The organism is Burkholderia sp. KCJ3K979, assembly GCF_016759955.1.
In the GTDB taxonomy this organism is placed as follows: Bacteria; Pseudomonadota; Gammaproteobacteria; order Burkholderiales; family Burkholderiaceae; genus Burkholderia; species Burkholderia orbicola.
In genome coordinates, this window is record NZ_JACFYV010000046.1 from 25,910 (window position 1) to 39,926 (window position 14,017).

The 14,017-nt window shown below is 68.5% G+C and carries 13 protein-coding genes; all 13 read left to right on the forward strand.

Annotation, left to right across the window (positions count from 1 at the left end; genetic code table 11):
• The first annotated feature begins 31 nt into the window (after positions 1–31).
• Positions 32–1,510, forward strand: a complete 1,479-nt coding sequence (gene mpl, locus H3O04_RS13215) for a UDP-N-acetylmuramate:L-alanyl-gamma-D-glutamyl-meso-diaminopimelate ligase (RefSeq protein WP_337249634.1) — start codon at positions 32–34, stop codon at positions 1,508–1,510.
• Complete coding sequence (locus tag H3O04_RS13220; protein ID WP_006476966.1) at positions 1,507–2,076, forward strand: YqiA/YcfP family alpha/beta fold hydrolase; 570 nt, start codon at positions 1,507–1,509, stop codon at positions 2,074–2,076. The genes mpl and H3O04_RS13220 overlap by 4 nt, the downstream gene beginning before the upstream one ends.
• A gap of 80 nt (positions 2,077–2,156) precedes the next feature.
• On the forward strand, positions 2,157–4,247 hold the full coding sequence (locus H3O04_RS13225) for an RNB domain-containing ribonuclease (RefSeq protein ID WP_202587850.1): 2,091 nt from the start codon (positions 2,157–2,159) through the stop codon (positions 4,245–4,247).
• Entirely contained in the window at positions 4,244–5,110 is an 867-nt protein-coding gene (gene aroE, locus H3O04_RS13230; RefSeq protein ID WP_011544538.1) for a shikimate dehydrogenase, read from the forward strand. The genes H3O04_RS13225 and aroE overlap by 4 nt, the downstream gene beginning before the upstream one ends.
• 14 nt (positions 5,111–5,124) lie before the next feature.
• Positions 5,125–5,862, forward strand: coding sequence for a monofunctional biosynthetic peptidoglycan transglycosylase (mtgA, locus tag H3O04_RS13235; RefSeq protein ID WP_006484660.1), 738 nt, complete (start codon positions 5,125–5,127; stop codon positions 5,860–5,862).
• A gap of 422 nt (positions 5,863–6,284) precedes the next feature.
• Positions 6,285–7,895 carry a S10 family peptidase gene (locus H3O04_RS13240; protein WP_012327878.1) on the forward strand — a complete coding sequence of 537 codons (1,611 nt, stop codon included), beginning with the start codon at positions 6,285–6,287 and terminating at the stop codon, positions 7,893–7,895.
• A 79-nt stretch (positions 7,896–7,974) separates the two neighbouring features.
• Positions 7,975–8,376: an EF-hand domain-containing protein gene (locus H3O04_RS13245; RefSeq protein ID WP_202587851.1), complete on the forward strand. Its 402-nt coding sequence runs from the start codon at positions 7,975–7,977 to the stop codon at positions 8,374–8,376.
• Positions 8,377–8,725: 349 nt separating this feature from the next.
• Entirely contained in the window at positions 8,726–9,625 is a 900-nt protein-coding gene (locus H3O04_RS13250) for an IclR family transcriptional regulator (RefSeq protein ID WP_011694140.1), read from the forward strand.
• Positions 9,622–10,647 carry a 2-dehydro-3-deoxygalactonokinase gene (locus H3O04_RS13255; protein WP_202587852.1) on the forward strand — a complete coding sequence of 342 codons (1,026 nt, stop codon included), beginning with the start codon at positions 9,622–9,624 and terminating at the stop codon, positions 10,645–10,647. Before H3O04_RS13250 ends, H3O04_RS13255 begins: the two co-directional genes overlap by 4 nt.
• 22 nt (positions 10,648–10,669) lie before the next feature.
• On the forward strand, positions 10,670–11,347 hold the full coding sequence (locus H3O04_RS13260; RefSeq protein WP_069232166.1) for a 2-dehydro-3-deoxy-6-phosphogalactonate aldolase: 678 nt from the start codon (positions 10,670–10,672) through the stop codon (positions 11,345–11,347).
• Complete coding sequence (locus H3O04_RS13265) at positions 11,347–12,126, forward strand: SDR family oxidoreductase (RefSeq protein ID WP_175683601.1); 780 nt, start codon at positions 11,347–11,349, stop codon at positions 12,124–12,126. The genes H3O04_RS13260 and H3O04_RS13265 overlap by 1 nt, the downstream gene beginning before the upstream one ends.
• A gap of 111 nt (positions 12,127–12,237) precedes the next feature.
• A complete protein-coding gene (locus tag H3O04_RS13270; protein ID WP_011544545.1) occupies positions 12,238–13,233 on the forward strand; it encodes an arabinose ABC transporter substrate-binding protein in 996 nt (331 codons plus the stop codon).
• A gap of 67 nt (positions 13,234–13,300) precedes the next feature.
• Positions 13,301–14,017, forward strand: a 717-nt coding sequence (locus H3O04_RS13275; protein ID WP_202587853.1) for an ATP-binding cassette domain-containing protein, incomplete at its 3' end; no start/stop codon positions are given.

The window sequence follows — 14,017 nt, forward strand, 5'->3', positions numbered from 1 at the left end:
ACAATAGTGTTCTTTGTGTCGCGGCAAAGTCGTGGGCCGGGCGCCGGCCGCACGGCCCGTCCGGCGCGACACACACGCATCCTTTCCGAATCGACGGCGCCCGGCGGCGCGAAAGCATTCCTCTATGCACATCCACATTCTTGGCATCTGCGGCACCTTCATGGGCGGTCTCGCCGTACTCGCACGCGAGGCGGGCCACACGGTGACGGGTTGCGACGCGGGCGTCTATCCGCCGATGAGCACGCAGCTCGAGGCGCAGGGCATCACGCTGATCGAGGGCTACGGCGCCGAGCAGGTCGACCTGAAGCCGGACCTGTTCGTGATCGGCAACGTCGTGACGCGCGGCAATCCGCTGATGGAGGCGATTCTCGACCGCGGCCTGCCTTACGTGTCGGGCCCGCAGTGGCTCGGCGAGCACGTGCTGGCCGGCAAATGGGTGCTCGCGGTCGCGGGCACGCACGGCAAGACGACCACATCGTCGATGCTCGCGTGGCTGCTGGAAGACGCAGGTCTCAATCCGGGCTTCCTGATCGGCGGCGTGCCGCTGAACTTCGGCGTGTCCGCGCGGCTCACCGATTCGAGCTTCTTCGTGATCGAGGCCGACGAGTACGACACGGCATTCTTCGACAAGCGCTCGAAGTTCGTGCACTACCGGCCGCGCACCGCGGTGCTGAACAACCTCGAATTCGATCACGCCGACATCTTCCCCGATCTTGCCGCGATCGAAACGCAATTCCATCATCTGGTGCGCACCGTGCCCGGCGTCGGGCGGATCGTCACGAACGGCCGCTCGGACGCACTCGAGCGCGTGTTGGCGCGCGGCTGCTGGAGCGAGGTCGAACGCTTCGGCGTCGACGGCGGCTGGCAGGCGCTGCCGGCCGAGGACGGCGTGCCGGTCGACGAACGCTTCGCGGTGTATTCGCATGCCGGGCGCGTCGGCGAAGTCGCATGGCAGGTGCAGGGCGACCACAACCGGATGAACGCGCTCGCGGCGATCGCCGCCGCGCGCCACGTCGGCGTGCCGCCGGCGCAGGCGGCCGAATCGCTCGCCTCGTTCCGCAACGTGAAGCGCCGCATGGAAGTGCGCGGCAGCGTGGACGGCGTGACCGTCTATGACGACTTCGCGCACCATCCGACCGCGATCGACACCACGATCGCCGGCCTTCGTGCGCGCATCGGCCGCCAGAATGCCCGCATCCTCGCCGTGCTCGAGCCGCGCTCGAACACGATGAAGCTCGGCGTGATGAAGTCGCAGTTGCCGGCGAGCCTCGCCGATGCCGATCTGGTGTTCGGCTACGGCGCGCCGACCGGGCGCGATGCGCTCGGCTGGAATCTCGCCGAAGCGCTCGCGCCGCTCGGCGAGCGCGCGCGTGCATTCGACGATCTGCATCTGCTGGTGAAGGCGGTGGTCGAGGCCGCGCGTCCGGGCGACCACGTGCTCGTGATGAGCAACGGCGGCTTCGGCGGCGTGCACCAGAAGCTGCTCGATGCGCTCGGGAGCCGCACGTGATCCTGTATCTGCACGGCTTCCGGTCGTCGCCGGAATCGCAGAAGTCGCGCCTGCTCGCCGCGCGCATGGCCGAACTCGGCCGCACCGGCGAGTGGCGATGCCCGTCGCTGTCGGTGTCGCCGCTCGAGGCGATCGCCGTCGCGGAAGCCGAGGTCGCGGGTGCACGCGACGTCACCGTGATCGGCAGCTCGCTCGGCGGTTATTACGCGACATGGCTCGCCGAAAAGCATGGCTGGAAGGCCGTGCTGCTGAATCCGGCCATCGTGCCGCAGCGCGATCTCGAACAGTATCTGGGCGAACAGTCGCTGTGGCACGGCGGCGGCACGATTGTCGTCGAGCGCCGTCACCTGCACGAACTCGACGCGCTGCGCGTGCCGGCGATCACGCGCGCCGACCGCTACTATCTGTTCGCGGCGACCGGCGACGAAGTGCTCGATTACCGCGAGATGCTCGCCCACTACCCGGGCGCGAAAACCCGCGTGATCGACGGCAGCGATCACGGGATCAGCGAATTTGCCGACTATGTCGACGACGTTCTCGCGTTTTGCGACGGAAAGACGTCTTAAACCGGCCGCGTGCCGATCGAATTCCCATCATCATGCGGCGCCGTTCATCCGGTGCCGGGCAGTCTGAACGAGAGTACTGAGTGAACGTTTTCTTCGAGGAATCGGGCAGTTTCAAGGCGGGCAGCGTGCTGTCGCGCCAGGGCGACGCATTTCAGGTCGAGTTGCCCGGCGGGCGGCGGGCGAAGGTGCGCGCGAAAGACGTGCTGATCGAATTCGACAAGCCGGCCGCGGGCGAACTGATGCAGGAGGCCGACACGGCCGCGCAGCAGATCGATCTGGACTTCCTGTGGGAATGCGCGCCGGCCGACGAGTTCGCCTATACGGCGCTGGCCGCCGAGTACTTCGGCGCGACGTACGGTCCGGTCGAGCGCGCGGCGCTGGTGCTGCGGCTGCACGGCTCGCCCGTCTACTTCCGTCGCAAGGGGCGCGGCCAGTACCAGCGCGCACCGGAAGAGCAGCTCAAGATGGCGCTCGCGTCGCTCGAGCGCAAGCGCCAGCAGGCGCTGGTGCAGGCGCAGTATGAAGAGGAACTGAAGGCCGGCAAGCTGCCGGAAGCGTTCGCGGGCAAGGTGCTCGGGCTGCTGACGCGGCCGGACAAGAATTCGATCGAATACAAGGCGATGGAAGCGGCAGCCGGCGCGCGCGGCGTGTCGCCGGCGCGGCTGATGCTCGACTGCGGCGGCATCGAGTCGCCGCGCGCGCTGCACGAAGCGCGCTTCCTCGCGGAATTCTTTCCGTACGGCACGGGCTTTCCGCCCGTCACGGTCGGCCCGCTGCCGGACGACCTGCCCCGCGCGAACGTCGAGGCGTTCTCGATCGACGACGTCACGACCACCGAAATCGACGACGCGTTCTCGGTCGAGCACCTGTCCGACGGCCGGGTGCGGATCGGCGTGCACATCGCGGCGCCGGCGCTCGGCATCGTGCGCGGCGATCCGGTCGACGCGATCGCGCGCACGCGCCTGTCGACGGTCTACATGCCGGGCGACAAGATCACGATGCTGCCGGACGACGTCGTCGACGTGTTCACGCTGAAAGAGGGCGATTACCGCCCGGCGCTGTCGCTGTACATCATCGTCAACCGCGAGACGCAGGACATCGTCGCGAACGAGACGCGTGCCGAGCTCGTGTTCGTGAAGAACAACCTGCGCCACAACACGCTCGACGAGCTGGTCACCGAAGAGACGCTCGCGGCCGGGACCGGCGACTACCCGCACAAGGACGACATCGCCGTGCTGTGGCCGCTCGCGCAGGCGCTGTTCGAGAAGCGCCAGGTCGCGCGCGCGGGCTACGGGCTGAAGCGCGAGGTGCAGCGCAACACCGATTACAACTTCTACGTCGAAGGCGAGCACGTGACGATCACGCCGCGCCGCCGCGGCTCGCCGCTCGACCTGATCGTGTCGGAGCTCGCGATTCTCGCGAACTCGACCTGGGGCGCGTTCCTGCACGACCACACGGTGCCGGGCATCTACCGCTCGCAGCGCGGCTTCGGCGCGCCGGGCCCGAAGCGCACGCGGATGCAGACGACGGCCGCGCCGCACGAAGGCCTCGGCGTCGCGCAGTACGCGTGGAGCACGTCGCCGCTGCGCCGCTACGTGGACCTCGTGAACCAGTGGCAACTGCTCGCGTGCGTGCAGCACGGCGTCACCGCGAAGCTCGCCGCGCCGTTCAAGCCGAAGGACGCCGATCTCTACGCGGTCGTGCAGGGCTTCGACGATACGTACACGGCCTACGCCGACTACCAGCGCCGGATGGAATATTTCTGGTGCCTGCGCTGGCTCAAGCAGGAGCAGAAGAAACAGGTCGTCGCGAGCGTCGTGAAGGGCGATCTCGTGCGCCTGGAGGAAATCCCGCTGCTGCTGCACGTGCCGGGTCTCGGCGTGCATGCGCGCGGCACGCGCGTGCTGCTCGACGTGATGTCGCTCGACGAGCTGACGATCGAGGCGTCGGTGCGCCTGTTGAACGTGCTCGACGCGCCGACCGTGACGAGCGGCGATACGGCCGAGGCCGACGAAGAGGATGACGCCGAAGGCGGCGACGACACGCTGGTCGACGCGGAAGACGCGTCGGCGCAAGCCGAGGCCGAAGCACTGGCCGAATCGGGCGACGCGACGGCGGAGGGCGGCGAAGCCGCGAGCGGCAACGACGGCGAAACGGGGCGCGCATCATGAACGCAGTTGCGTCGACGAGCGGCGCCGACCGCTATGTCGTGTTCGGTAACCCGGTGGCGCACAGCAAGTCGCCGTTCATCCACGCGCAGTTCGCCGCGCAGACCGGCGAGCCGATCGAATATACGCACCGGCTCGCGCCGGTCGATGGTTTCGAGGCGGCCGTGCGCGCGTTCGTCGCCGAAGGCGGTCGCGGCGCGAACGTGACGGTGCCGTTCAAGCTCGACGCGCATGCGCTCGCCGACACGCTGTCGCCGCGCGCAGCGGCCGCAGGCGCGGTGAACACGCTGCGCATCGACGCCGACGGCCGCATCCACGGCGACAACACCGACGGCGTCGGCCTCGTGCGCGACATCGAAGCGAATCTCGGCGTGTCGCTCGCCGGCGCGCGCATCCTGCTGCTCGGCGCGGGCGGTGCCGCGCGCGGCGTCGTGCTGCCGCTGCTCGACCGCGCACCGCTGTCGATCGCAATCGTCAACCGCACCGCGAGCAAGGCCGAAGCGCTCGTCGGTCAGTTCATGCAGGCCGCGCACGATGCGGGCTGCACGCTCGCGGGCGGCGGCCCCGGCGTCGTGCGGGCGGAGCCCTACGACGTGGTGATCAATGCGACGGCCGGCAGCCTCGATGCCGCGCTGCCGGAATGCGATGCGGCCGCGTTCGGCGCCGGCACGCTCGCGTACGACATGATGTACGGCGCGCAGCCGACCGTATTCATGCAGCACGCGGCGTCGCTCGGCGCGCGCACGGCCGACGGCCTCGGGATGCTGGTCGAGCAGGCGGCCGAGTCGTTCTTCATCTGGCGCGGCGTGCGGCCGGACGGCGCACCGGTGCTGGCCGCGCTGCGCCAGGCGCTCGCGGCGAGCTGAGCGGAGCGCGGCACGTGGTGGCGGTGAGCGGCACGCAGCGCACGCGGACGGTGAGCCTCGCTCGCTGGGCCGTCTATGCGGGATCGGTGTTCGCGGGCGCGTGGCTCGCGACGCAGCTGTTCTATCTCGCGCAGATTGCGCTGTGGTCGTTCGTGAACCCGGGCTCAACCGCGTTCATGCGCACCGACGCGTGGTGGCTGTCGCGCGACACGCCGCCCGCGCAGATCCGGCACCAGTGGGTGCCGTACGACCAGATCTCGCGCAACCTGAAGCGCGCGCTGATCGCGTCCGAGGATTCGACCTTCGCGACCAACAACGGCTACGACGTCGACGCGATCCTGCAGGCGTGGGAGAAGAACAAGGCGCGCGGCAGGATCGTCGCGGGTGGCTCGACGATCACGCAGCAGCTCGCCCGCAACCTGTTCCTGTCGCGCGAAAAGAGCTACATCCGCAAGGGGCAGGAGCTGATCATCACGTGGATGCTCGAAACGGTGCTCGACAAGGAGCGCATCTTCGAGATCTACCTGAACTCGGTCGAATGGGGGCGCGGCGTGTACGGCGCCGAAGCGGCCGCACGCTATTACTACAAGATTCCCGCGAGCCGGCTCGGCGCGTGGCAGTCGGCGCGTCTCGCGGTGATGCTGCCGAAGCCGCGCTGGTTCGATGCGCATCGCGGCTCGGCCTACCAGGCCCAGCGCGCGGCGGTCATCGCGCGCCGGATGGGCGCGGCCGAGTTGCCGCAATCGGAGTGAGCGGCAGCGCTGCTGCATTGTCCATTCCGCCGTCGAGGCGCGATTGGTGCGCTGCAGCGCATGCGTGTCGCGACCATTTCGGGTCACATCCGTTAGACGAATCCGTCTATTTCGCTTTGCTGAGCAATACCCGCGACCGGGCGATTTTGTTGACCGGCGTCGCACGAAATCCGTGCATTTTTAGGCGCTGCGGGTAAACGCGAAAGTCGCTGAAAGCGACGTGAAATGCAACGTTTCACGAATCGAAGCATTCCTGAAAGGTGTGCGCTGCACCGCTTGCGTGCCAAATATTTCCAAATTTTTCAAAGCTGACGGGCTCGCGTATATTGGCCAGCGCCTCGGCTCATCGGCCGCAATCGAGGCGGGGGGTGGCTTATCCGGCTGCTCGACATAAAAAACATCCGAGAAGAAGGAACGCAACGATGCCAGCGAGCAAAGCGAAGCTGTTGTTGGGAGTGGTGTGTTCTTCGCTGATTCTGACGGCCTGCAACGACGACGTGACGTCGTCGTCTGCAGCGAGCGCCGCGAATTCAGCCGATCCTGCCGGTCAGGTCGACCGTGCGTACAACGATCCGAACAGTTATTCGTCGAGTGCGAACGCGTCGCTTGACGCATCCGCCGCGGTCGAAAAGGCCGCCGTCACGCACCATCAGATCACGCTGAACGGCAAGACGATTCGGTACACGGCCACCGCCGGCCACCTCGTCGCCCGCAATCCGCAGACGGGCGCGCCCGAAGCCTCGTTCTTCTACGTCGCCTATACGGCCGACAACCAGCCCGCGGCGAAGCGGCCCGTCACGTTCCTGTACAACGGCGGCCCCGGCTCGGCCTCGGTGTGGCTGCACCTCGGCTCGTTCGGCCCGCGCCGTATCCAGACCGGCGACCCGAACGCGAACACGTCGACGTTCCCGTTCGTCGACAACCAGGAAACCCTGCTCGACACGACCGACCTCGTGTTCGTCGATGCGATCGGCACCGGCTTCTCCGAAGCGGTCGCGCCGAACACGAACCAGACGTTCTGGGGCGTCGACCAGGACGCCGGCGCGTTCCGCGATTTCGTGACGCGCTACCTGAGCGTGAACCAGCGCAGCGCTTCGCCGAAATACCTGTTCGGCGAGTCGTACGGCACGCCGCGCACCGACGTGCTCGCGAACCTGCTCGAGACGGCCGGCGTGAAGCTCGACGGCATCGTGCTGCAGTCGTCGATCCTGAACTACAACACGAACTGCGACATGGCGAGCGACTATGTCGGCAACTCGAACAACGGCGCGAGCCCGGTGAGCTGCGCGGGCTTCGTGCCGTCGTACGGCACGGTCGGCGCGTATTACCAGCTCGACAACCCGAACCCGTCGGACCTGCCGCAGTATGCGGACCAGATGCGCCTGCTGACGGCCGGCAGCTACGCGCCGGCCGTGAACGCGTACCTCGCGAGCCACACGCCGCCGCCGCCGAACCTCGTCACGACGATGGCGAATTCGACCGGCGTGAAGCAGGCGTTGTGGAATGCGGACTTCAACGTGGTCCCGACCTTCTTCGACAACAGCTTCCAGCTGTCGCTGGTGCCGGGCACGCTGATCGGCCGCTACGACGCACGCGTGAACGTGCCGGTGTCGAGCCCGCTCGCGGCCGACGGCGATCCGTCCAGCTCGTTCATCACGAAGCCGTTCACCGACACGATCGGCAGCTACCTGCCGAACGAGCTGAAGTACACCGCGCAGTCGGCCTACTCGGTGAGCAGCAATGCGATCAACACGTGGGACTGGACGCACGACGGCCTCGCGATGCCCGACACGATTCCCGATCTGGCCGCGGCGCTGACGCTGAATCCGCAGCTGAAGGTGCTGTCGCTGAACGGGTATCACGACATCGCGACGCCGTTCTATCAGACCGAGCTCGACCTGGCGCGGCTCGGCACGCAACCGAACCTGACGATCAAGGACTATCAGGGCGGGCACATGGTCTATCTCGACGATACGTCGCGTCCGCAGGAGAAAGCCGACCTCGTGACCTTCTACAGCGCGGCCGCGCACTGATGCGCCCAGCCGGCGACAGGCGCCCTTCGCGGCGCCGCTCGCCGGCCGTCGACGACCTCATTCCAGACTGGAGCCTGACATGAAGAATCGTTTCATCGTCGTTGCCGCGGCGCTCGCATGCGCCGGCGCCGCACCATCCCTCTCCGCGTTCGCGCAGGCGAGCGACGCCGCCGCGCCGGCGCGTGCGCGCCAGGCGCAGCTCGGCGACCCGTACGTGCCGCCGGCCGCACGTCACGCGACCGCCGGCACGCAGACGACCGGCGCCGCGCTGCATGCGCAGGTGGTGCGCAAGCTCGCGCGGCAGTTCAGCGCGGCCGACACGCAGAACACGGGGGCGATCACCGAGTCGCAGGCGCGCGCGGCCGGCCTCGGCTATGTCGCGAACCACTTCCGGCAGATCGACGCGAGCGGCAACGGCCGCGTGTCGTTCGCCGACGTACAGCGTTACATGCAGGCGCGCAGCAGCACGAGCCAGCAGTAAGCGCCGCACGCGGTGAGCAAACGGGGGCGGAACCTGCGGCAGGCGGGTTCCGCCCCCGTGCGCATGGCGCGGCCGACGTGTCGAAGCCGCGGCCAATCGCGTCGGTATTCTCATTATCTGGACAACGCATTCAAATATTGGAGACGAGTGCGTGCGCTCCTACAATCCGAAGCACATCGACAGCTTCGGACCCACGCATCGCGCGGCGCCCGTCGCACACGGAGACACCTTCCATGAAGTTCGCCGGGCGCTTTACTCGGTGCATCGACCGCCGCCACGCCGCCGCATCGGACGCAGTTCCGGCGCCGCGCGAGCGGCTTCACCGATTCCGTTGAAGAAGCCCCGTCCCATGACCAAGATGCCAGACTCCCTTGCCCTCGACGCCCGGCGCGCGATGCCGGCCGATACGTCGCTGACCGACAGCATCGGCGCGACCAGCACGCCGCTCGACCTCGCCGCGCAGCAGGCCGGCACGCAGACATTGCTGCGCGGCCTCGCGATCCTCGAGGCGATCGCCAATGGCGCGCGCGACATGCGCGCGATCGGCGCCGCGCTCGGCACGACGCGCAGCACGACGCACCGGCTCGTCAGCAGCCTCGTGCAGGCGCGCTATCTGCGCCAGGTGCAGGGCGGCTACCTGCTCGGCCCGAAGCTGATCGAGCTCGGCACGATCGCGCTCGAGCAGATGCCGCTCACCGCGGTGGCGCGTCCGCATCTCGAGGCGCTCGCGGAAGCGACGCTCGACACGATCCATCTCGGCGTGCGCGACGGCGACGACGTGCTGTACATCGACAAGATTCCCGGTACGCGCGGCCTCGAGATGCGCTCGCGCGTCGGCCACCGGATGCCGCTCGCGTCGACCGGCATCGGCAAGGCGATGATGCTCGACCTCGATCCGGACCTGTGGCGCTCGCTGTTCGAAGCCGCGCGGCGCGCGCTGGCCGGCGTCAACTTCAAGCCCGACAACCGGCCCGAGACGAGCGCGTTCCTGCAGCGCATGGCCCATTACGCGGCCGGCGGCTATACGTTCGACCTCGAGGAAAACGAGGCGTCGATCCGCTGCGTGGCCGCGCCGATCCGCGATGCGTCGGGCGCGATCGTCGCGGCGGTGTCGGTCGCGAGCACGATTCCGTACATGCCGCACGACCGCATGGACGAACTGATTCCGCTCGTGCAGCGCGAAGCGCGAGCCATTTCCGCGGAACTGGGCTGGAGCCCGCCGCAGGGTACCCGCAGGATCAAACGATGACGACTTCGACCCGGCCCGCTCCGGATGCCAGTTCCGCCTCCCCGTCGCTGATCGCGCTCGACTGGGGCACCACGTCGCTGCGCGCGTATCTGTACGACGCGCACGGCGTGCCGATCGACACGCGCAGCCGGGCGGCCGGCGTGATGCACGTGCCGGGCGGCGGCGCGCGCGCGTTCGACGCGGTGTTCGAGGAAGCGTGCGGCGACTGGCTCGACCGTACGCCCGGCCTGCCGGTGCTCGCCGCCGGGATGGTCGGCAGCGCGCAGGGCTGGCGCGAGGCGCCGTACGTCGCGGTGCCGGCCGGCGCCGACGCGCTCGTCGCGGGCCTCATCACCGTGACGACGGCGCGCGGCGCGACGGTCTCGATCGTGCCGGGCGTGATCGCGACGGGCGAATTGCCCGACGTGATGCGCGGCGAAGAAACGCAGATCGTCGGCGCGCTCGCGAGCGATCCCACGCTTGGCGCCGATCGTTCAGGGGTACTGATCGGCCTGCCGGGCACGCATGCGAAATGGGCGTGGGTGAAGGACGGGCTGATCGAGCGCTTCCAGACCTTCATGACGGGCGAGCTGTTCGCGGTGCTGCGCGATCACACGATCCTCGGCCGCACGATGCGCACGGGGGCGTCGCCCGATCGTGACGCGTTCGTGCGCGGCGTATCGGTCGCACGCGGCGCGCGGCACACGGGGCTGCTCGCGACGATTTTCAGCACGCGCACGCTGGGGCTGACCGACCGGCTCGCACCCGATGCGCAGGGCGACTACTTGTCAGGCTTGCTGATCGGTCACGAGCTCAATGCGCTCGACGCGATGCTCGTGGAGCGCGGCATCGCGCTCGCGGACCAGCCGCTGCTGCTGATCGGCGACGGCGGCTTGTGTTCGCGCTACGTCGATGCGCTCCGGGTATTCGGCCATGCGCATGCGCGGGTCGCCGCGCATGCGACCGAGTTGGGCCTGTGGCGGATCGCGTCGCGCGCCGGGCTCGTGCGCGCGGACGGCGAGCCCGTCTGCGCCGATCAATGAACTGCTTGCAGAGGAATTCTCGATGCCGTCCGATCTGACATTGCCCGCACCGTACACGCCCCACGCCGCCCTGATGCGCGCGTTCGACGCGTGTCCGCTGATCGCGATCATGCGCGGCATCACGCCCGCCGAAGCGGCCGACCATGGCCGTGCGCTGTACGAAGCCGGCTTCCGGATCGTCGAGGTGCCGCTCAACTCGCCCGATCCGTTCGACAGCATCGCGGCGCTGCGCCGGGCATTGCCCGACGACATGATCGTCGGCGCGGGCACCGTGCTGCGCGCCGAGTACGTCGATCGCGTGCAGGACGCGGGCGGCGCGTTGATCGTGATGCCGCACAGCGACGCGGCCGTGATCCGCCGAGCCCGCGAGCGCGGGCTGGCGAGCGCGCCGGGCGTCGCGACGCCGACCGAAGCGTTCGCGGCGCTGACGAACGGCGCCGACGTGCTGAAGATGTTCCCGGCCGAGCAGCTCGGCGTGACGGTCGTGAAGGCCTGGCGCGCGGTGATCGACCGCGCGGTGCCGCTGATTCCGGTCGGCGGCATTTCGCCGGACAACATGCAGCCGTTCCTCGACGCCGGCGCGAACGGCTTCGGGCTCGGCTCGGCGCTGTACCGCCCCGGCCAGTCGGCCGACACGACCGCGGCGCATGCGCGTGCGTTCCAGGCCGGCTTGCGCGTCGCGCGCGGCGGAGCCGCATGATGGGCCGCCTCGCGGGCAAGGTCGCGATGGTGACGGGCGCGGGCCGCGGCATCGGCGCCGCGATCGCGCGTGCGTTCGTGCGCGAAGGCGCGGCCGTCGCGCTCGTCGACCTCGACTTCCCGCAGGCGCAGCAGACGGCCGCCGCGATCGCACACGAATGCGACGGCGCGCGCGTGCTGCCGCTGCAGGCCGATGTCGCGCAGCAGCAGGCGGTGCGCGAGGCGCTCGCGCGGACGGAAGCGACGTTCGGCCCGCTCGACGTGCTCGTGAACAACGCGGGCATCAACGTGTTCGCCGATCCGTTGACGATGACCGACGACGACTGGCGGCGCTGCTTCGCGGTCGATCTCGACGGCGTGTGGCACGGCTGTCGCGCGGCGCTGGAAGGCATGGTCGAGCGCGGTCGCGGCAGCATCGTGAACATCGCGTCGACGCATGCATTCAGGATCATCCCGGGCTGCTTTCCGTACCCGGTCGCGAAGCACGGCGTGCTCGGCCTCACACGCGCGCTCGGCATCGAATACGCGGCGCGCAACGTGCGCGTGAACGCGATCGCGCCGGGCTACATCGAGACGCAGCTGACGCGCGACTGGTGGGACGCGCAGCCCGATCCGGCCGCCGCGCGCGCCGAGACGCTCGCGCTGCAGCCGATGAAGCGGATCGGGAAACCGGAGGAGGTCGCGATGACGGCCGTGTTCCTGGCGTCCGACGAGGCGCCGTTCATCAATGCCGCGTGCATCACCGTCGATGGCGGGCGCGCGGCGCTGTATCACGACTGACACGATTGACGTAACGATTCGAAAGACCGCACGTGCGACGGCCGCGCGCACGCTGCGTCGAAACCAACAAGCGGCTGCATCCTGTTCGATGAAAACAAGGAGACACTGGAGATGAAACGCAGAACGTTCGTAACGCTGGCCGCCGCGGCGGCGGTGGTGATGGGCAGCCCGGTCGCGCACGCGGCCGACCCGGTCAAGATCGGCTTCCTGGTGAAGCAGCCTGAAGAACCGTGGTTCCAGGACGAATGGAAATTCGCCGAGATCGCCGCGAAGCAGAAAGGCTTCACGCTCGTGAAGATCGGCGCGCCGTCCGGCGAGAAGGTGATGAGCGCGATCGACAACCTGTCCGCGCAGAAGGCGCAGGGCTTCATCATCTGCACGCCCGACGTGAAACTCGGGCCGGGCATCGTCGCGAAGGCGAAGTCGCACAACCTGAAGATGATGACGGTCGACGACCGCCTCGTCGACGGCGCGGGCAAGCCGATCGAGTCGGTGCCGCACATGGGGATTTCCGCGTACAACATCGGCAAGCAGGTCGGCGACGGCATCGCGGCCGAGATCAAGAAGCGCGGCTGGGACATGAAGGATGTCGGGGCGATCGACATCACCTACGAGCAGTTGCCGACCGCGCACGACCGCACGAGCGGCGCGACCGACGCGCTGGTCGCCGCCGGCTTCCCGAAGGCGAACGTGATCGCGGCGCCGCAGGCGAAGACCGATACGGAGAACGCGTTCAACGCGGCGAACATCGCGCTCACGAAGAACCCGCAGTTCAAGCACTGGGTCGCGTACGGCCTGAACGACGAGGCCGTGCTCGGTGCGGTGCGCGCGGCCGAAGGGCGCGGCTTCAAGGCCGACAACATGATCGGCATCGGCATCGGCGGTTCCGATTCGGCGTTGAACGAGTTCAAGAAGCCGCAGCCGACCGGCTTCTACGGCACCGTGATCATCAGCCCGAAGCGCCACGGCGAGGAAACCTCGGACCTGATGTACACGTGGATCACGCAGGGCAAGGCGCCGCCGCCGCTGACGCTGACGACCGGCATGCTCGCGACGCGCGACAACGTGGCGAAGGTGCGCGAGGAGATGGGGCTCGCGTCGAAGTAAGCGGCCCGCCGGCTGCCGCGGCGATGCGGCGGCCGGCGGTCGATCGATCTGGAAGTGGGGAGACGACGTGTCAGCGGCACTGCGTTTTGACAATATCGGCAAGGTATTTCCCGGCGTGCGCGCACTCGACGGCATTTCGTTCGACGTGCATGCGGGCGAGGTGCATGGCCTGATGGGCGAGAACGGCGCGGGCAAGTCGACGCTGCTGAAGATTCTCGGCGGCGAATACCAGCCCGATGCGGGCAGCGTGCTGGTCGACGGCCGGCCCGTGCAGTTCGCGAATGCGGCCGCGTCGATCGCGGCCGGCATCGCGGTGATTCACCAGGAATTGCAGTACGTGCCCGACCTGACGGTCGCGGAGAACCTGCTGCTCGGCCGCCTGCCGAACGCGTTCGGCTGGGTCAGGAAGCGCGAGGCGAAGCGTTACGTGCGCGAGCGGCTCGCCGAGATGGGCGTCGATCTCGATCCCGACGCGCGGCTCGGGCGGCTGTCGATCGCGCAGCGGCAAATGGTCGAGATCTGCAAGGCGCTGATGCGCAACGCCCGCGTGATCGCGCTCGACGAACCGACGAGCTCGCTGTCGCATCGCGAGACGGAAGTGCTGTTCAAGCTGGTCGACGATCTGCGCGCGCAGGGCCGCGCGCTGATCTACATCTCGCACCGGATGGACGAGATCTACCGGCTGTGCGACGCGTGCACGATCTTCCGCGACGGGCGCAAGATCGCGTCGCACGACGCGCTGGCCGACGTGCCGCGCGAACGGCTCGTCGCCGAGATGGTCGGG